15 protein-coding genes are annotated in these 17,914 nt (G+C 72.7%); 4 read left to right on the forward strand and 11 right to left on the reverse strand.

Annotation, left to right across the window (positions count from 1 at the left end):
- Window positions 1-94: 94 nt before the first annotated feature.
- The 5 genes from glgB to Sdagh_RS06490 are packed head-to-tail and all read right to left on the reverse strand — an operon-like array spanning window position 95 to window position 7,776.
- A complete protein-coding gene (gene glgB / locus Sdagh_RS06470) occupies window positions 95-2,308 on the reverse strand; it encodes a 1,4-alpha-glucan branching enzyme (protein WP_190078101.1) in 2,214 nt (737 codons plus the stop codon).
- Window position 2,309: 1 nt separating this feature from the next.
- Window positions 2,310-3,677: a maltokinase N-terminal cap-like domain-containing protein gene (locus Sdagh_RS06475; RefSeq protein WP_190078100.1), complete on the reverse strand. Its 1,368-nt coding sequence runs from the start codon at window positions 3,675-3,677 to the stop codon at window positions 2,310-2,312.
- Between the two features lie 28 nt (window positions 3,678-3,705).
- Window positions 3,706-5,424: a maltose alpha-D-glucosyltransferase gene (treS, locus tag Sdagh_RS06480; protein ID WP_189420436.1), complete on the reverse strand. Its 1,719-nt coding sequence runs from the start codon at window positions 5,422-5,424 to the stop codon at window positions 3,706-3,708.
- Window positions 5,421-7,418, reverse strand: coding sequence for an alpha-1,4-glucan--maltose-1-phosphate maltosyltransferase (locus Sdagh_RS06485; RefSeq protein WP_226534655.1), 1,998 nt, complete (start codon window positions 7,416-7,418; stop codon window positions 5,421-5,423). Before Sdagh_RS06485 ends, treS begins: the two co-directional genes overlap by 4 nt.
- Before the next feature lie 49 nt (window positions 7,419-7,467).
- Complete coding sequence (locus Sdagh_RS06490; protein ID WP_189424519.1) at window positions 7,468-7,776, reverse strand: DUF5133 domain-containing protein; 309 nt, start codon at window positions 7,774-7,776, stop codon at window positions 7,468-7,470.
- A 374-nt stretch (window positions 7,777-8,150) separates the two neighbouring features.
- Here Sdagh_RS06490 and Sdagh_RS06495 point away from each other — a divergent pair, with 374 nt between their 5' ends.
- Window positions 8,151-8,669, forward strand: coding sequence for a PI-PLC domain-containing protein (locus tag Sdagh_RS06495; protein WP_189424517.1), 519 nt, complete (start codon window positions 8,151-8,153; stop codon window positions 8,667-8,669).
- Window positions 8,666-10,822, forward strand: a complete 2,157-nt coding sequence (gene glgX, locus Sdagh_RS06500) for a glycogen debranching protein GlgX (RefSeq protein WP_189424515.1) — start codon at window positions 8,666-8,668, stop codon at window positions 10,820-10,822. Before Sdagh_RS06495 ends, glgX begins: the two co-directional genes overlap by 4 nt.
- Before the next feature lie 2 nt (window positions 10,823-10,824).
- Here the strand turns inward: glgX and Sdagh_RS06505 are convergent, their stop codons facing one another.
- The gene (locus tag Sdagh_RS06505) at window positions 10,825-11,628 is read right to left on the reverse strand and encodes a VOC family protein (RefSeq protein ID WP_190012183.1); all 804 of its coding nucleotides are present in this window, start codon (window positions 11,626-11,628) and stop codon (window positions 10,825-10,827) included.
- Between the two features lie 191 nt (window positions 11,629-11,819).
- On the opposite strand from Sdagh_RS06505, the gene Sdagh_RS06510 reads away from it, so the two are divergent.
- A complete protein-coding gene (locus Sdagh_RS06510; RefSeq protein ID WP_189424510.1) occupies window positions 11,820-12,131 on the forward strand; it encodes an ANTAR domain-containing protein in 312 nt (103 codons plus the stop codon).
- A gap of 15 nt (window positions 12,132-12,146) precedes the next feature.
- Here Sdagh_RS06510 and Sdagh_RS06515 read toward each other — a convergent pair whose 3' ends face one another.
- The gene (locus Sdagh_RS06515; RefSeq protein ID WP_189424536.1) at window positions 12,147-12,938 is read right to left on the reverse strand and encodes an RNA polymerase sigma factor SigF; all 792 of its coding nucleotides are present in this window, start codon (window positions 12,936-12,938) and stop codon (window positions 12,147-12,149) included.
- A gap of 324 nt (window positions 12,939-13,262) precedes the next feature.
- Between Sdagh_RS06515 and Sdagh_RS06520 the strand changes: the two genes are divergently transcribed.
- The gene (locus Sdagh_RS06520) at window positions 13,263-13,784 is read left to right on the forward strand and encodes a hypothetical protein (RefSeq protein ID WP_189424508.1); all 522 of its coding nucleotides are present in this window, start codon (window positions 13,263-13,265) and stop codon (window positions 13,782-13,784) included.
- A gap of 15 nt (window positions 13,785-13,799) precedes the next feature.
- Here the strand turns inward: Sdagh_RS06520 and hemC are convergent, their stop codons facing one another.
- The 4 genes from hemC to Sdagh_RS06540 all read right to left on the reverse strand — a co-directional run bounded on the left by hemC (window position 13,800) and on the right by Sdagh_RS06540 (window position 17,880).
- On the reverse strand, window positions 13,800-14,735 hold the full coding sequence (hemC, locus tag Sdagh_RS06525; RefSeq protein ID WP_189424506.1) for a hydroxymethylbilane synthase: 936 nt from the start codon (window positions 14,733-14,735) through the stop codon (window positions 13,800-13,802).
- 48 nt (window positions 14,736-14,783) lie between these two features.
- On the reverse strand, window positions 14,784-15,560 hold the full coding sequence (locus Sdagh_RS06530) for an NPP1 family protein (protein WP_189424504.1): 777 nt from the start codon (window positions 15,558-15,560) through the stop codon (window positions 14,784-14,786).
- A gap of 130 nt (window positions 15,561-15,690) precedes the next feature.
- Entirely contained in the window at window positions 15,691-16,671 is a 981-nt protein-coding gene (locus Sdagh_RS06535) for an ATP-dependent DNA ligase (RefSeq protein WP_189424534.1), read from the reverse strand.
- A gap of 153 nt (window positions 16,672-16,824) precedes the next feature.
- Window positions 16,825-17,880 (reverse strand): YncE family protein, encoded by a 1,056-nt coding sequence (locus tag Sdagh_RS06540; protein ID WP_189424502.1) that lies wholly within the window; start codon window positions 17,878-17,880, stop codon window positions 16,825-16,827.
- Window positions 17,881-17,914: the final 34 nt, after the last annotated feature.

Here is a 17,914-nt window from a genome sequence, read left to right on the forward strand (position 1 = left end):
AGGTGCCTGTCACAGCGACGACGAGGGTTCTCGTGTCGTAGGAACCTGACTGCCCCCTCAGGGGTGGTCGGACACCTGGGTGTTTCGCCGGACCTCAGCCGGCGTACGGCATCAGCCACACCGTGGCCAGCGGCGGCAGTGTCAGCGTGACGTGGCCGTCCTCCGTCTTGACGGCGCCCGGGTTGGTGACGCCGGAACCGCCGTAGCGCGCGGCGTCGGTGTTGAGGACCTCCTCCCAGGCGGGGACCTCGTCGCCGGCGGCGAGCCGGTAGCCGTGCCGGACGACGGGGGAGAAGTTCGACACCGCCAGCAGCGGGGTGCCCGCCCGGTCGTACCGCAGGAAGGCGAAGACGTTGTCGTCGGCGGCGTCCACCGCGACCCACCGGAACCCCGCCGGATCGGTGTCCCGCTGCCACAGCGCCGGCGCCCGGAGGTAGCGCGCGTTGAGATCACGGACCAGGTCCCGCACTCCGCGGTGATCACCGGCGGAGTGGTACCCGTCCTCCGTCAGCCACCACTCCGGGCCCCGCTGCTCCGACCACTCCGCCCCTTGGGCGAACTCCTGCCCCATGAACAGCAGCTGTTTGCCGGGATGGGCCCACATGAAGCCGAGGTAGGCGCGGACATTGGCGCGCCGCTGCCACCAGTCGCCGGGCATCTTCGACACCAGCGCCTGCTTGCCGTGCACGACCTCGTCGTGGGAGATCGGCAGCACGTAGTTCTCGCTGTAGGCGTACACCATCGAGAAGGTCATCTCGTGGTGGTGGTACTTGCGGTGCACCGGCTCCTTGGCGAGGTACTCCAGCGAGTCGTGCATCCACCCCATGTTCCACTTGAACCCGAAGCCGAGCCCGCCGGTGTCGGTGGGCCGGGTCACCCCGCCCCACGCGGTGGACTCCTCCGCGATGGTCACCACGCCGGGGCAGCGCCGGTAGACGGTGGCGTTCATCTCCTGGAGGAAGGCCATCGCCGCCAGGTCCTCCCGGCCGCCGTACACATTGGGCTCCCACTGCCCGGAGTCGCGGGAGTAGTCCAGGTAGAGCATCGAGGCGACCGCGTCGACCCGCAGCCCGTCGATGTGGAACTCCTCACACCAGTACACGGCGTTCGCGACGAGGAAGTTGCGCACCTCGGTGCGGGCGAAGTCGAAGGTGTACGTCCCCCAGTCCGGGTGGGTGGCCCGCCGCTCGTCCCCGGGCTCGTACAGCGGGTCCCCGTCGAACCGGGCCAGCGCCCAGTCGTCCTTCGGGAAGTGCGCCGGCACCCAGTCCATGATCACGCCGATCCCGGCCCGGTGCAGCGCGTCCACCAGGTACCGGAAGTCGTCCGGGGTGCCGAGCCGCGCGGTGGGCGCGTAGAACCCGGTGACCTGGTACCCCCAGGACGGCCCGTAGGGGTGCTCGGCGACCGGCATCAGCTCGACGTGGGTGAAGCCGAGGTCCTTCACATAGGCGGGCAGCTCCTCGGCCAGCTCCCGGTAGGACAGTCCCGGCCGCCAGGACGGCAGGTGCACCTCGTACACCGAGAACGGCGCCTCGTGCACGGGCGTCGCGCCCCGGCCCCGCAGCCACTCCGCGTCCCCCCACTCGTAGTGCGACGCGGTGACCACGGACGCGGTCTCCGGCGGCTCCTGGGTCCGGCGGGCCATCGGGTCGGCCTTGAGGAAACGCTGCCCGTACCGGGAGTGGATCTCGAACTTGTACGTCGCGCCCTCGCCGATCCCGGGCAGGAACAGCTCCCACACGCCCGACGAGCCCAGCGAGCGCATCGGGAAGGCGGTGCCGTCCCAGCAGCTGAAGTCCCCGGCCACCCGGACGCCCTGGGCGTTCGGCGCCCACACGGTGAAGCGGGTGCCGGCCACGCCCTCGTGGACCATCGGCTCCGCGCCCAGCGCCCGCCAGAGCTGCTCGTGCCGGCCCTCGGCGATCAGGTGCAGGTCCAGTTCGCCGAGCGCGGGCGGGAAACGGTACGGGTCGGCCGTCTCCCGCACCCCGTCCTCGACCAGCAGCGTGTACGCCGGGATCGTCTCCAGCGGCAGGAGGGCGGAGAACAGGCCGTCGCCCTCCGAGGCGAGCGGGTGGCGCTCGCCGCCGGTGAGCACGCTCACCGCCCGCGCGAAGGGGCGCAGCGCCCGGACGGCGATCCCGCCGGGCACCGGGTGGGCGCCGAGCAGCGCGTGCGGGTCGTGGTGGGCGCCCGCCAGCAGGCGCCCCCGGTCGGTCGCGTCCAGCGGCGGCGCGGCGGTGACCGCGCCGGTGGGCGCGGCGGGACCGGACGGCTCGGGGAGCGAGGTGTCGCGGAGGGCCATGTCAGTCTCCTCTCACGGCGAGTCGTTCGATCGCCGCCATGGGTACGGGAAGCCAGTCGGGGCGGTGCCGGGCCTCGTACAGCACCTCGTACACGGCCCGGTCCGTCTCGTAGGCGCGCAGCAGTCCGTGCTTCTTGCGCGGGTCCCACCCTGCCCGGACGGCATAGCCCGCGCAGTACGCCTCGCGGCAGCGGCGCGCCCACTCCGGCCGCCAGGGGCGGCGCTGGCGGGCGGCGTAGTCGAAGGAGCGCAGCATGCCGGCGATGTCCCGCACCGGGGAGTGGGCGCTGCGCCGCTCGGACAGCGGACGGGACGGCTCGCCCTCGAAGTCGATGACGAACCAGTCGCGCCCGGCCCGCAGCACCTGCCCGAGGTGCAGGTCGCCGTGGATGCGCTGGGCGGCCGGGCCGACGTCGCAGGTGGTCAGCGCCGCGAAGGCGCCCCGGAGCCGGGGCACGTACGGCTTGAGGGCGGGCACGGCGTGCGCGGCGGCGGTCAGCCGCTCGGTCATCGCCGCGGCCGTGCGGCCGTTCTCCCCGGGGGTGCCGGCCGGGAAGGCCGAGGCCAGGGCGACGTGCACGTCGGCGGTGGCCCGGCCCAGCGCGTGCGCCTGCGCGGTGAAGTCGTCCCCGGCGGCCAGCGCGTCCAGCGCGAGCGTCCAGCCGTCGGTGGCGCCCGGCAGGAACGGCTGGAGCACGCCGAGGGTCGCCTCGAACGGGTACGTGGTGCGGAACCAGGCCACCGGCGCGGGCACCCGGCCGCAGCCCTGCCGGGCCAGCGCGCCCGGCACCTCCAGGTCCGGGTTGACGCCGGGCTGGACGCGCCGGAACACCTTGAGGATCAGCTCGTCGCCGTAGACCAGCGAGGAATTGGACTGCTCGGCGTCCAGCAGCCGGGGTGCCAGCGCGGTCGCCGGGACCGGCCGGGACGGGTCCGCCTCGAAACGCAGCGGGCCCGCCGTGCCGGGGGCGCGCAGCCGCTCCAGGAGCAGCCGGGCCATCCGGGGGTCCTGCAACGCGTCGTACACCGTCAGCCCGGCCAGCGGGCCCTCGTCGGCCCGGCCGATGAGCGCGCGGCCCAGCCGGGGCGAGGGCTGCCGGCGCACCCCCAGCAGCAACTGGTAGCAGTCACCGGCCGGCGGGGTGCCGCCGGGCGCGGGCACCGTGCCGTGCCCGGCGTGCACCAGCAGGTGCAGACAGCCGGGGAACAGCTCCGTCATCGACAGCAGGCCGAGATCGGCCACGGGCCGGTCCTTGCCCGCGAACCAGCGCTGCCGGGGCAGCCACTGGCGCAGCAGTCCGCCGAGCGACGCCATCGGGTCGGCGGGATGGTGCGCGTGTCTCGGGCGCAGGGGTGCGGTCTTCGGCATGGTGACGCGTCCTTTCCTCGGCCCGAGCTCACGCCCGGCGGCCGATGCGGGATGCGACTCGGGTGAGCCGGAACCAGTAGAAGCCGTGGCCCCCGAGGGTCAGCAGGTAGGGCAGTTCGCCGATGGCCGGGAAGCGGACCCCGCCGAACAGCTCCACCGGGTGCCGCCCGGCGTACGCGCGCAGGTCCAGCTCGGTGGGCTGGGCGAACCGCGCGAAGTTGTGCACGCAGAGCACCAGGTCGTCCTCGTACTCCCGCAGGAAGGCGAGCACCGCCGGGTTGGAGGAGGGCAGTTCGGTGTACGAGCCGAGTCCGAAGGCCGGGTTCTGCTTGCGGATCTCGATCATCCGGCGGGTCCAGTGCAGCAGCGACGACGGCGACGCCATCGACGCCTCGACGTTGGTGACCTGGTAGCCGTAGACCGGGTCCATGATCGTGGGCAGGGTCAGCCGGCCCGGGTCACCGGTCGAGAAGCCCGCGTTGCGGTCGGGCGTCCACTGCATGGGCGTGCGCACCGCGTCGCGGTCGCCGAGCCAGATGTTGTCGCCCATGCCGATCTCGTCGCCGTAGTACAGGATCGGCGAACCCGGCAGCGACAGCAGCAGGGCCGTGAACAGCTCGATCTGGTCCCGGTCGTTGTCGAGGAGCGGGGCGAGGCGGCGGCGGATGCCGATGTTGGCGCGCATCCGGGGGTCCTTGGCGTACTCCGCCCACATGTAGTCGCGTTCCTCGTCGGTGACCATCTCCAGGGTCAGCTCGTCGTGGTTGCGCAGGAAGATGCCCCACTGGCAGCCGGACGGGATCGCCGGGGTCTTCGCGAGGATTTCCGAGACGGGGTACCGCGACTCCCGCCGGACCGCCATGAAGATGCGCGGCATGACGGGGAAGTGGAACGCCATGTGGCACTCGTCGCCGCCGGAGGCGTAGTCGCCGAAGTAGTCGACGACGTCCTCGGGCCACTGGTTGGCCTCGGCCAGCAGCACGGTGTCCGGGTACTGCGCGTCGATCTCGCGCCGTACCCGCTTCAGGAAGGCGTGCGAGGCGGGTAGGTTCTCGCAGTTGGTGCCCTCCTCGGCGTACAGGTACGGCACCGCGTCGAGCCGGAACCCGTCGATCCCCAGGTCCAGCCAGAACTTCAGCGCGCCCAGCATCTCCTCCTGCACGGCCGGGTTCTCGTAGTTGAGGTCCGGCTGGTGGGAGAAGAACCGGTGCCAGTAGTACTGGCCGCGGACCGGGTCATAGGTCCAGTTGGACGCCTCGGTGTCGACGAAGATGATCCGCGCGTCCGCGTACCGGGTGTCGTCGTCGGCCCAGACGTAGTAGTCCCCGTAGGGGCCGTCGGGGTTCTTCCGGGACTCCTGGAACCACGGGTGCTGGTCGCTGGTGTGGTTCATGACGAAGTCGATGATCACGCGCATGCCCCGCTGGTGGGCGGCGTCCACGAACTCCACGAAGTCGGCGAGATTGCCGAACTCGGGCAGCACGGCGGTGTAGTCGGAGACGTCGTACCCGCCGTCCCGGAGCGGGGACTTGAAGAACGGGGGCAGCCAGAGGCAGTCCACGCCGAGCCACTGGAGGTAGTCCAGGCGCGAGGTGAGTCCCTTGAGGTCGCCGACGCCGTCGCCGTCGCTGTCCTGGAAGGAGCGGACGAGCACCTCGTAGAAGACGGCCCGTTTGAACCAGTCCGGGTCGCGGTCCTGGGCGGGCGTGTCCTCGAAGGTGTCCGGGACTGGCTCGTTGACGGTCATGAGGTTCCCGGCTCCCCGTTCTTCGGCGCGGCGGACGGCAGGTGGACGTGGAAGACGTGCGCGGGGGCCCGGCCGGGCGTCAGCCGCACATAGTTGGTGCTGCCCCAGTGGTAGGTCTCGCCGGTGAGTTCGTCGTGCACGGGCACCGACGCGTGCGGGTCGAGGCCCAGGTGCGGCATGCCCAGCGAGATCGTGGCCTCCTGGGTGTGGTGGGGGTCGAGGTTGACGACCACCAGCACGACGTCGGACCCCGCGCGCTTGCTGTAGGCGATCACGGAGTCGTTGTCGGTGTGGTGGAAGCGGAGGTTGCGGAGCCGGCGCAGGGCGGGATGGGCGCGCCGGATGGTGTTGAGCCGGGTGAGCAGCGGGGCGATGGTGCGGCCCTCGCGGGCGGCGGTTTCCCAGTCGCGGGGTTTGAGCTGGTACTTCTCCGAGTCGAGGTACTCCTCGCTCCCCTCGCGCAGCGGGGTGTTCTCGCACAGCTCGTAGCCGCTGTAGATCCCCCAGGCGGGGGAGAGGGTGGCGGCGAGCACGGCCCGTGCCTCGAAGGCGGGCCGGCCGCCGTGCTGGAGGTAGGCGTGCAGGATGTCGGGGGTGCTGGGGAAGAGGTTCGGCCGCATGTAGGAGGCGGCCTCGCCGGAGAGTTCGGTGAGGTACTCGGTGAGTTCCTCCTTGGTGGTGCGCCAGGTGAAGTAGGTGTACGACTGCTGGAAGCCGATCTGGGCGAGGGTGTGCATCATCGCCGGCCGGGTGAACGCCTCGGCCAGGAAGATCACGTCCGGGTCGGCGCCGTTGATCTCGCCGATGACCCGCTCCCAGAACACCACCGGCTTGGTGTGCGGGTTGTCGACGCGGAAGATCCGCACCCCGTGGTCCATCCAGTGCCGCAGCACCCGGACGGTCTCCGTGACCAGGCCGTCCATGTCGGCGTCGAAGGCGATCGGGTAGATGTCCTGGTACTTCTTCGGCGGGTTCTCGGCGTACGCGATGCTGCCGTCGATTCGGTGGTGGAACCACTCGGGGTGCTTGTCCACCCAGGGGTGGTCGGGGGAGCACTGGAGCGCGAAGTCCAGGGCCACCTCCAGGCCCAGGTGCCGCGCCTCGGCCACGAAGTGGTCGAAGTCCTCCAGCGTCCCCAGCTCCGGGTGGACCGCGTCGTGCCCGCCCTCCGGGGAGCCGATCGCCCAGGGCACGCCCACGTCGCCGGGCCCGGCGGAGAGCGTGTTGTTGGGGCCCTTGCGGTGGGTGGTGCCGATGGGGTGGATCGGCGGGAGGTAGACCACGTCGAAGCCCATCGCGGCGATGGCCGGGAGCCGGCGGGCGGCGGTGCGGAACGTGCCGTGGGGACGCTCGGGGGTGCCCTCCGAGCGCGGGAAGAACTCGTACCACGACCCGTACAGCGCCCGCTCCCGTTCCACCAGCAGCGGCAACGGCTCGCAGGAGGTGACCAGTTCGCGCAGCGGATACCGGGCGAGCACCGCGTCCACCTCGGGCGCCAGCGCCGCCGCCAGCCGCGCGTCCACCGGCAGCGTGTCGTCCCGCAGTGCCGCCGCCGCGGCCCGGACCAGCGCCCGCGCCGACCGGTCGGGCACCCCGGCCGCCGCCCACGCGTACAGCTCCGCGCCCTCCTCCAGCACCAGGCCGGCGTCCAGGCCGGCCGGGACCTTGATCCGCGCGTGCCGCCGCCAGGTGGCCAGCGGATCGCTCCACGCCTCCACCCGGTACGTCCACCGCCCGGGGGAGTCCGGCGTGACCTCCGCACCCCAGCGGTCCGTGCCCGGCGCCAGCTCCCGCATCGGCTTCCACGGACGGGGACGGCCCGCGGGATCCTCCAGCACGACGCCCGCGGCGACCGCGTCGTGTCCCTCCCGGAACACGGTGGCGGTCACCTCGAACGTCTCACCCGCCACCGCCTTCGCCGGACGCCTGCCGCCCTCCACCGCCGGGCGGACATCACGCACCGGAATGCGCCCGATCTCCGGGGTCGTGCTCATCGGTTCTCACCTCCGTCGTCGCTGGAGCCGGGCCGGGGCCCGGACCGGTTCATGCCGCGCCGGAGGGGACCGCGCTCCCCGCCGGAGTCCGCCGGTCCACGGCCGGCGCCGTCCGGCCGCCCGCGCGCGGCCGCTCGTCCCGCTCCTGCCCGAAGGCGAGCAGACCCGCCAGATACCGCTCGGCGGCGTCCGCGGCCTCGCGCGCACACCGCTTCCCCATCAGCACGCACAGGGTGTAGCCGGCGTCCTCGAAGACCGCCCGCGCCGACCGGTCGGCGGGGGAGGCGAGCATCGTCCGCTCCCGGGCCCGGTAACGCCGCAACTGCCGGTCGACCTCGGCTTTCGCAGGTAGCAGCATCGTGCCGTTCCCTTCCGGGACTCGATGGACGCGTTCCCGACCCTCGGGCGGCGACCGCGCGCGGAGGCACGGCTGTCGTTACGGGCGATCGAGTTCTTCACACATGGTGCACGGGCGGCGACGCAGCGTCTTGTTGGATCTTCAACGACACCGCGACGACACTCCACCGGCCCCACGAGAACCCCGGCCGACCCGGTCCGCCCCCCGGTCACCTGCGCCGCACCGCGCTCCCGGCCCCCTCGTGTTGCACGAATGGACTACTGCTCCCACGCTGGAGTGACTCAGAAGCGACACCCGCTCACGCTTCGTGCCGGGGGCCCGTCCCGCCAGGGACGCGCAAGGAGCGAGAGCTTCGCGGTGAGGAGCCGACGACGATGAAGACCGCAGTGCCCTGCTACTACCACGTCGACGTGGAAGTGAGCCCGGAACGGGTCGGACAGGTCAGGCGCATCCTGGCCGCTCACCTCCGGTTCTGGAACCTGGAGAACCTCGTGGAACCCGTCTGCGGCGGCGCCGAGATGCTGCTGCGGGCGATCGACGAGCACGCGAGCGACAAGAACGTCTCGATCGAGCTGTGGTGGAACAGACAGCACCTCATCACGGCGGTGGGCGGCACCGACCACGCCCTGCGCCCCCACCACGACCTGCGCGGCTGCCTCAGGCACCTCGCCGCGACCAGCGACGGCTGGGGCTGCTGCGCCACCGACGCCGGCGCCAGGATCATCTGGTTCTCACAGCGCGCCCGCGCCGGGGAACGCGTCCCGCTGGTCGCGGCCGCCCCGCGGCCGATCACCCAGGAGGGCCTGGACGTGCCGCGCGAGATCCTGCCGGTGGCCCGGCTGGCCGGCCCGTCCGCGACGGGCGGCAACGGCATCCTGGAGGAGGCCCGGTGACCCCGGCACGGCCCGCCTGGAAGGGGGCGCCCGTCTGGAGCGGGCACCCCTACCCCCTGGGTGCCGTCTACGACGGACAGGGCACCAACTTCGCCCTCTTCAGCGAGGTCGCCGAACGCGTCGAGCTGATCCTCGTCGACGAGGACGGCACCCACAGCAGCATTCCCCTCCCCGAGGTCGACGGCTTCGTCTGGCACTGCTACCTGCCCGGCGTCGGACCGGGGCAGCGCTACGGCTACCGGGTGCACGGGCCGTGGGCTCCGTCCGGCGGCCACCGCTGCAACCCGGCGAAACTGCTCCTCGACCCGTACGCCCGCGCCGTGGACGGCCGGATGGACGACCACCCCTCGCTGCTGGAACGGGCGGGGGGCCGGCCCGACCCCGCCGACAGCGCCGGGCACACCCTGCTCGGCGTGGTCACCGACCCCTTCTTCGACTGGGGCGACGACCGCCCGCCCCGGCGGCCCTACGCCGACACCGTCATCTACGAGGCCCACGTCAAGGGCCTCACCCGCACCCACCCCGACGTGCCCCCCGAACTCCGGGGCACCTACGCGGGCCTCGCCCACCCGGCGGTCGTGGACCACCTCACCTCGCTCGGGGTCACGGCGGTGGAGCTGATGCCGGTGCACCAGTTCGTGCACGACGGCGTCCTCCAGGCCCGGGGCCTCGCCAACTACTGGGGCTACAACACCATCGGCTTCTTCGCACCGCACAACGGCTACGCCGCCCACGGCACCCGGGGCCAGCAGGTCACCGAGTTCAAGGCGATGGTCAAGACCCTGCACGAAGCGGGCCTCGAAGTCATCCTCGACGTGGTCTACAACCACACCGCCGAGGGCAACGGGAACGGCCCCACCCTCTCCTTCCGGGGCATCGACAACGCCTCGTACTACCGGCTGGTGGACGGCGACTGGCAGCACTACTACGACACCACCGGCACCGGCAACAGCCTGCTGATGCGCCACCCCTACGTCCTCCAGCTCATCATGGACTCGCTGCGGTACTGGGTGACCGAGATGCACGTCGACGGGTTCCGCTTCGACCTCGCGGCCACCCTGGCCCGGCAGTTCCACGAGGTGGACCGGCTCTCGGCGTTCTTCGACCTGATCCAGCAGGACCCGGTGATCAGCCGGGTCAAGCTGATCGCCGAACCCTGGGACGTCGGCGAGGGCGGCTACCAGGTGGGCAACTTCCCGCCGCTGTGGTCGGAGTGGAACGGCAAGTACCGAGACGCCGTACGGGACTTCTGGCGCGGCGAGGACCACACCCTCGGCGAGTTCGCGTCCCGGCTGACCGGCTCCTCCGACCTGTACCAGCACAGCCGGCGCCGCCCCCGCGCCAGCGTCAACTTCGTCACCGCGCACGACGGGTTCACCCTGCGCGACCTCGTGTCGTACAACGACAAGCACAATGAGGCCAACGGCGAGGACAACGCGGACGGCGAGAGCCACAACCGGTCCTGGAACTGCGGCGCCGAGGGCCCGACGAAGGACCCTGCCGTCCGGGAACTGCGCGCCCGCCAGCAGCGCAACTTCCTGGCCACCCTGATGCTGTCGCAGGGCATCCCGATGCTCTGCCACGGCGACGAACTCGGCCGCACCCAGCGCGGCAACAACAACGCCTACTGCCAGGACAACGAGATCTCCTGGGTCGACTGGCGGCTGACCGGCGAGCAGCGCGGCCTGCTGGACTTCGCCCGGCAGGTCATCGGCCTGCGCGCCGCCCACCCGGTGCTGCGCCGGCGCCGCTACTTCCGCGGCGACACCGTCACCCACGCCGGACAGCCGCTGCCCGACCTGGTCTGGCTCCGGCCCGACGGGCGGGAGATGACCGACGACGACTGGCAGCGGCCCGACGCGCACGCCGTCGGCGTCTTCCTCAACGGCGACGCCATCGCCGAACCCGACCCGTGCGGGCGGCCGGTCACCGACGACTCCTTCGTGCTGCTGCTCAACAGCCACTGGGAGCCGACGGAATTCCGGCTGCCGGACGCCTCCTACGGGGAACGCTGGGCGACGCTGATCGACACCGCCGAACCGGAGGGCGTCCCCGACGAGACGGAGCACAAGGCCGGCACCCGGGTCGCCGTGGAGCCGCGCAGCCTGGTGCTGCTGTCCCGGCCGTCGCGCGCCGGCCGGGAGCGGGCGTGACGTCAGGGCCGGCGGCGCGCGGCCACCGTGAACCGCGCGCCGTCCGGGTCGCGGAGGACGGCCTCGTCCTCGCCCGCGGACAGGACGCTGCCGCCGTGCAGTTCCGCGGCGCGCACACAGGCGCCGACGTCGGCGGCGAAGAAGTGCACCTGCCAGTGCGGGCGCACGGCCGGGTCGGGCGCCGCCTCCAGCGCGCCCGACTCGATCCGCGCCACCACCTCCCCGGCGCTGCGCAGCACCACCTCGCCGCCCTCGTAGCCGACCTCGCAGGCGCCGGGCCGGCCGGTCGCCCAGTCCAGGACCTCGCCGTAGAAGATCGCCGCGTCGAACGCGTCGCGGGTGTGCAGCCGGATGAAGGCGGGCTGGGCGCGGCGCCAGGTCTCCCAGTCGGTGAACAGGTCGCCCTCCCAGACCCCGAAGGCCGCGCCGTCCCGGTCGGCGAGCAGCGCCGCCCGGCCCGGCGGGAAGGAGATCGGGCCCACCGCGGTGGTCCCGCCGCGCTCCTGCACCCGGGCCGCCGCCTGGTCGGCGCTGCCCACCGCGAAGTACGGCAGCCAGGCCACCGCCATCTGCCACATCCCGGCGACCGCGGCGATCCCGGCGACCGGGGCGCCGTCCGCGAGCGCGATCCGGTGGCGTTCACCCAGCTTGGCCGGCCTCCACTGCCAGCCCAGTACCGCCGAATAGAACTCCTCGGTGGCTTTGAGATCACGGCTGGTGAGACTCACCCAGCAGGGGGCCCCGTACACGGAGTGCGTGGAGAGTACGTTCCTCGCGCCGGCGGGCGAGGTCATGTCGTCGTTCATGGCAGTCGCGTCCTGGTCTCGTTCACCGGCAGCCGCCGGTTTCCCACCAGTGTCCGGCCCGGACCGCCGCTCGCGCCCGCCGAGTACCCCTACGAGACCAGCGAAACGACGCGGGTTGACCCCGGACGGCCCAGTGGCGGGCGGAACCGGCGGTGGTGAGGATGGACGCGTCAAGGCGACCGGAGGTGATCATGACCGGTGACGTGGACTCGGACCAGCTGACCGAGCTGCGGGAACAGGTCCGCCAGCTCAAGGAGGCGCTCGTCTCGCACGCCGTCGTCGACCAGGCGATCGGCATGATCGTGGTCCTCGGCCGGGTGGCGCCCGACGAGGGCTGGCTGGTGCTGAAAGAGGTCTCCCAGCACACCAACATCAAGCTGCGCAGCGTCGCCGAGCTGATCCTCGTCTGGGGCCGCACGGGAGCGATGCCGCGCGAGATCCGGGCCGCGCTGGAGGACGCCCTCGACCGCCACGGCCCGACCCAGGTCCCGGGCACGCCCTGACCGGCCCCCCCCGGGTCAGCCGGTCTCGGTGAGGATCTCCTCCCGCAGCCGCGCGAAGCAGCCGCTCAGCAGCCGGGAGACGTGCATCTGGGAGATGCCGAGCTGCCGGGCTATGCAGCTCTGCGTCATCCCGCGGAAGAACCGCAGGTAGAGGATGGTGCGCTCGCGCTCCGGCAGGGCCATCAGGCAGGGCTGCGCGGCCACCCGGTCCACCACGGTGTCGAACGCCGGGTCCACGCCGCCGATCGCGTCCCCGAGCGCGTACCCGTCGGTGCCCGGCATCTCCGCCTCCAGGGACAGCGCGGTGAAGCACTCCAGCGCCTCCATGCCGGCCCGCACCTCCTCCGCGGTCAGGTGCGCGTACGCGGCGATCTCCTCGACGGTGGGGGCGCGGCCCGGAGTGGTCTGCGCCAGCTCCTTCGCGGCGCGGCGCACCCGGTTGCGCAGGTCCTGCACCCGGCGGGGCACGTGCAGGGTCCACATGTGGTCGCGGAAGTGCCGTTTGATCTCGCCGGTCACGGTGGGCACCGCGTACGCCTCGAAGGCGTGGCCGCGGGCCGGATCGTAGTGGTCGACGGCCTTGACCAGGCCGAGGGCCGCCACCTGGTACAGGTCCTCCAGGGACTCGCCGCGGCCCCGGAAGCGGACGGCGATCCGCTCGGCCATGGGCAGCCAGACCTGGATCAGCTCGTCCCGCAGCGCCTTGCGCTCCGGGCCCTGGGGCAGTCCCGACAGCCGCGCGAAGGCCGCGCTGGTGTCGGGGGCGTCGTCGTGCGGGTGCGGCTTGGTTCGGCCGGCCGTACGCATCATGCGCACCTCCCTCAGCAGGGGTGCTCGGGTGATCGGACACCGGAAGGGAAATACCTATATGAGGCGATTTTACGGGCAGACGGGGCGGGCGCACGCCGTGCGGCAGAGCGGACCGCCCCGGGGACGGCCGGCTCCACAGCGGAACGTGATGTGCGGCACGCTCACGGTGACCGCCGCCCGTCGTCCGGTCCCGTTCTCCCTGGGCAGCGCTTGATCGCCGAGCAAAAGGGGCGAACTCCCTGGCCACAGCGCATTCCGCGCATTTGACAGTGCGCTGAGCGCACAGATAGGAAGCAGCTCCAAGAGGTCGAGAGGTGCACCGTGTACGAGCCGAACGTGGTCGGGGACTGGCAGGAGTACGACGAACACCCCGGACTGCGGGTCCGTGTCCACCGCGTCGAACCGGGCGAGCCGCCGCGCGGCCGGGACGACGCCGCCGAGGGCCTCACCTGCTTCCGCCTCCGCGTCACCGTCGAGAACCGGGGCGAACGGCGGGTCTGCGTCCACCTGGAGGACGGTCAGATCGACGTCCGGATCGGCCCCGACGGGGAGGGCGCCTTCATCGACTGGCGCAACTCCCAGTTCGTCGAGGGCTTCGATGTCTACCCGCTGCGCCGGGTCACCGCCGTCGTCCACGCGGCCGGTCCGCAGGCGGATCTCGGCCGGGTGGACGTCCAGGTGCAGCTGCGGGTCGACGACGAGTGGACGGCCCGGCGGCTGTGGACCGGCGGTCTCGGTCTGACGGAGGGCGCCGGCGGCACCTGCCCGTCCGCCGGCCGCGAGGAACTGGCGCACCAGGTGAGCACGTTCCTGCGGGACCAGGCGGAGGAGGGCACCGCCTGAGGCGTCACCGCCGGGTCAGTGCGGAATCCCGTCGATGATCTCCCGGGCCCCCTGGCGCAGCAGCGACACCGCGACCGAGGTGCCGAGGGTGGCCGGGTCCAGGCGGCCCGCCCACTCGTGGGCGTTCAGCCGGGTCTTGCCGTCCGGGGTGAACACGCAAGCCCGCAGGGAGAGTTCGCCGCTGCGGTCGACCCGCGCGTAACCGGCGATGGGGCTGTTGCAGTGGCCCTGGAGGACGTGCAGGAACATCCGCTCCGCGGTGGCCTCCCGGTGGGTCTCCGGATGGCCGAGGCCGCTGACCGCGTCGATCAGCCCGGTGTCGTCCTCCCGGCACTGCAGGGCCAGGATGCCCGCGCCGATCGGCGGCATCATCGTCTCGGGGGAGAGGACGTCGCTGATCACGTCGGTGCGGCCGATGCGCTCCAGACCGGACACGGCGAGCAGCAGCGCGTCCGCCTCCCCGGCGGCCAGCTTCGCCAGCCGCCGGTTGGCGTTGCCGCGGAACGGCACGCACCTCAGATGCGGGTGGGTCGCGGCCAGTTGGGCCACGCGGCGCACCGACGAAGTGCCGATCCGGGTGCCGGCGGGCAGCTCGTCCAGGGTCAGCCCGCCCGGGTGGACCAGGGCGTCGCGGATGTCGTCGCGCCGCAGGAACGCCGCGAACACCGTGCCGGCCGGCAGCGGCCGGTCGGCGGGCACGTCCTTGACGCAGTGCACCGCGAGATCGGCCTCGCCGGCCAGCAGCGCGGCGTCGACCTCCTTGGTGAAGGCGCCCTTGCCCTCCACCTGCGACAGGTCGCCGAGCCACTTGTCACCGGTCGTCCGCACGGGGACGACCTCGGTGCGGACCCCCGGCAGGAGATCCGCCAACTCGCCCCGGACGCGGGCCACTTGAGCCAGAGCCATGGGCGAGTCACGGGAGACGACACGGATCAGCTCGGGAAGGGACATGCGGACACGATAGTGCCCGGAGGGGCCGCCGTCTCGCCCCCGCGCGGGTCAGGCGTACGGGTCGAAGGTGATCCCCGAGGGCTTCGCCGAGGCCAGGTGCGAGGCGAAGCTCGCGTCCTTCAGGCCGAAATTGGCGCTGCCGAAGTCGTACGCGCCGAGCTTGTCGCGGACGCCCGCCGGGTAGCCGTTCCAGCCGACCAGGGTCGGGTACTGCCAGGTGCCCTTGTGGTTCTCCGGCGGTTCGTCGTTCGCGGTGCCCAGCCGGAAGCAGTGGGTGCTGATGCCGTCCTTGTGGTAGACGACCTTGGCGTGGGTGCCCTCGAAGCGGACCTGGGAACGCGGGTGCACGGTGAACGAGCCGTGGTTGGAGGTCGACACGTACTGCACGGTGCCGTTCTGCACCCACACCACGACGTGCTCCCAGTCGTGACGGTGGCCGCCGATGCTCGTGCCGGCCAGCGCCTGGTCCTTCTCGAAGTACAGGCCGTACATGTACGCGCACCAGCCGCCGTCGCACTTGGCGCGTGCGTAGCCGTTGGTGTTGTCCAGGTCGGCGGCGTCCCGGCAGTTGCCGTTGAGGGCGCCGGTCGGGTTGAGGCCGGCGTTGACCGTGCCGTCGGCGCTGATGGCCGGAGTGGGGTAGCAGCCGTCGGTGTCGTAGTCGAAGGCGGGCTGGTAGGCGGTTTCCGCCGCGTCGGCGTTGCCGGGGAGCGCCGGGGGCGGGGCGGCGAAGGCGGTGGCGGGGAAGGCGACGACCAGGGCGAACGCCCCGGCGACCGTGGTGAGCCATCTTCTGCGGCGGGGTGCGGACGTGCTCGACGACACCGCGTCCTCCTCGTGGGCGCAGCCCAACGGCTGTGGGGGAAAGGGGACTTCAGGATGGCGTCGTTCCCCTTCCGTGCCAAGAGGCCCAGGGGACGCGTGGGTTAAGGGCAGCCCAACAGCCGCCCCGGGGTCACACCAGGTCGTCGGGGACGTCCGCCGCCGACTCCTCCGGGGCCAGGTCGGGCCGCAGCCGCAGCCAGGACGGCTGGCGCAGCATGCCCTCCCGGGTACGGGTGCTGAAGCGGACCTCGCCCACCAGCCGGGGCACCACCCAGCGGGCGCCCGGGACCGCCGGAACCGGGTCGAACGGGCATACGTCGGTGGCGGCGGCCCGCAGCAGCGCGGCCAGGACGGCGCGCTCGTCCTCGCTCCAGCCGGTGCCCACCCCGCCGACGTAGCGCAGCCGGCCGGCGGCGCGCTGGCCGGCCAGGACCGCGCCGGGCAGGCCGGTCAGCCGCCCCTTGCCGGGCAGCCAGCCGCCGACGACCACGTCCTCGCTGCGCATGTTCCGGATCTTGATCCAGGCCCGGGAGCGGACCCCCGGCTCGTACACCGAGTCCAGCCGCTTGCACACCAGACCCTCCAGGCCGTGCTCGCGGGTGGCGCGCAGCGCCTGCTCGCCGTGGCCGACGAGGGCGGCGGGGGTGGACCAGGCCGGACCGGTCAGGCCGAGCCCCTCCAGCTCGGCGCGCCGCCGGGTGTACGGCAGGCGGAGCAGTGGGCGGCGGCCCAGGTGCGGGACGTCGAAGAGGACGAGGTGGACCGGGACGGACGCCGCGCGGTGCGCCGCCCGGCCCGGCGCGTGCGCCAGCCCCATCCGGGACTGGAGCAGCTGGAAGTCGGCGCGGCCCTCGGCGTCCAGCGCCAGCACCTCGCCGTCCAGGACGGCCGCGGTGGTGCCGAGCGCGGTGCCCAGGGGCCGCAGCTCGGGGTAGGCGGCGGTGATGTCGGTCCCGGAGCGGGCGCGCAGCAGCGCCCGGCCGTCGCCGGGCAGGTAGACCATGACGCGCTGGCCGTCCTGCTTGGTCTCGTACGCCCAGCGCGCGTCCTGCGCGGGAGGCGGCAGGGCGCCCGGCGTGGCGAGCATGGGCGGGATCAGCGGCAGCTCCACGGGGAAGGTGTCGACGCGGCCGGGTGCCGCCACGCGCGGCGGCGGGCAGGTTCGCCTGAACGGCGCCGCGATCGTGCCCGGGTACGGACCGGCGCCCGGCGCACACCGCCGCTGACCGTAGCGGGGGCGTGCCGGGCGCCGGGGCGGGGGGCGTCAGCGGGCGAGGCGGATCCTCGTGACGGTGTCCTCGGCCGTGCCGGCGCCCGACTTGTCGACCACCCAGGCGGTGCCGTCGGCGATCTCCACGTGGTTCGGGTTGGCGCCGGTGGCCACGGTCTCCTCGACGACGCCCTTCCTGACGTCGACGCGGGTCACGTTCGCCGCGGTGCGGTTGACGACCAGGACGTTGCCGGAGCGCTCGTCGGTGGCGACCGACAGGGCGCCCGCGCCGGTCGTCACGGTCTTGGTGACGATGCCCTTCCTCAGGTCGATCACGGACAGGGTGCCCGCGGTCTGGTCGGCGGTGTAGGCGGCCTTGCCGTTCTTCGACAGGGAGACGGAGATCGCGCCGTCGCCGGCCGGGACGAAGGCGGGTGTGGTGGAGCCGCGCTTCACCACGATGAGCCGGTCGTTGGTCATGTCGGCGGCGTAGACCGTGCCGGTCCTCTCGTCGACGGCGAGGCCGGCCGGGCCGGAACCCTCCACGGTGACGCGCTTCTTCTCCTTGAAGGTCTTGCTGTCGAAGGCGACGACGCTGCCGTCGCTGAACGCGCTCGCCCAGACCGTGTCGTGCTTCTCGTCCACGACGATCTCGCGGGCGTGGTCGACGTTCGGCAGGGTGGCGAGGTGCTCGCCGGTGCGCTGGCTGTAGACGGACACCGTGTTGTTGCGGGTGTTGGTCGTCCAGACGGTGTTGTGCTCGTCGTCCACGGCGACGCCGTAGACGGCCTCGACGGCACCGGTGGCGGTGTCGGTGACCGGCGGGGTGATGTCCGACTCGACGGTGAGGGTCCCGGGGTCGACCTTCAGCAGGTGGGACTCGGTGACCGGCGGGCGGCCCACGGCGGCGGTCACCCACAGCACGTGGTTCCGCTCGGAGTAGGCCGACTGGTACAGGCCCTTGGTGAGCTTGGCCGTGCTGACGGCCGGGGCGGCGGTGTGCGCGGAGGCGGTGCCCGTCAGGGTCAGGACGCCGCCGGCGGCGACGGCCATGGCGACGGCCGAGGCGATCGCGGTGCGGCGGTGGGTGCGGGTGCCGGTGTGGGACATGGTGGGAGTGCTCCCTTGTCGTGTGCGTGGGGTG

This window comes from Streptomyces daghestanicus, assembly GCF_020521275.1.
GTDB classification, from domain to species: Bacteria; Actinomycetota; Actinomycetes; order Streptomycetales; family Streptomycetaceae; genus Streptomyces; species Streptomyces griseoviridis.

Coding starts and splice junctions, on each gene's coding strand:
- treS (WP_189420436.1), bottom strand. CDS start 5,424: ATGACCGTCAACGAGCCAGTCCCGGACACCTTCGAGGACACGCCCGCC.
- Sdagh_RS06505 (WP_190012183.1), bottom strand. CDS start 11,628: ATGAACGACGACATGACCTCGCCCGCCGGCGCGAGGAACGTACTCTCC.
- hemC (WP_189424506.1), bottom strand. CDS start 14,735: ATGTCCCTTCCCGAGCTGATCCGTGTCGTCTCCCGTGACTCGCCCATG.
- Sdagh_RS06540 (WP_189424502.1), bottom strand. CDS start 17,880: ATGTCCCACACCGGCACCCGCACCCACCGCCGCACCGCGATCGCCTCG.
- Sdagh_RS06490 (WP_189424519.1), bottom strand. CDS start 7,776: ATGCTGCTACCTGCGAAAGCCGAGGTCGACCGGCAGTTGCGGCGTTAC.
- Sdagh_RS06495 (WP_189424517.1), top strand. CDS start 8,151: ATGAAGACCGCAGTGCCCTGCTACTACCACGTCGACGTGGAAGTGAGC.
- glgB (WP_190078101.1), bottom strand. CDS start 2,308: ATGGCCCTCCGCGACACCTCGCTCCCCGAGCCGTCCGGTCCCGCCGCG.
- Sdagh_RS06485 (WP_226534655.1), bottom strand. CDS start 7,418: ATGAGCACGACCCCGGAGATCGGGCGCATTCCGGTGCGTGATGTCCGC.
- Sdagh_RS06475 (WP_190078100.1), bottom strand. CDS start 3,677: ATGCCGAAGACCGCACCCCTGCGCCCGAGACACGCGCACCATCCCGCC.
- Sdagh_RS06510 (WP_189424510.1), top strand. CDS start 11,820: ATGACCGGTGACGTGGACTCGGACCAGCTGACCGAGCTGCGGGAACAG.
- Sdagh_RS06515 (WP_189424536.1), bottom strand. CDS start 12,938: ATGCGTACGGCCGGCCGAACCAAGCCGCACCCGCACGACGACGCCCCC.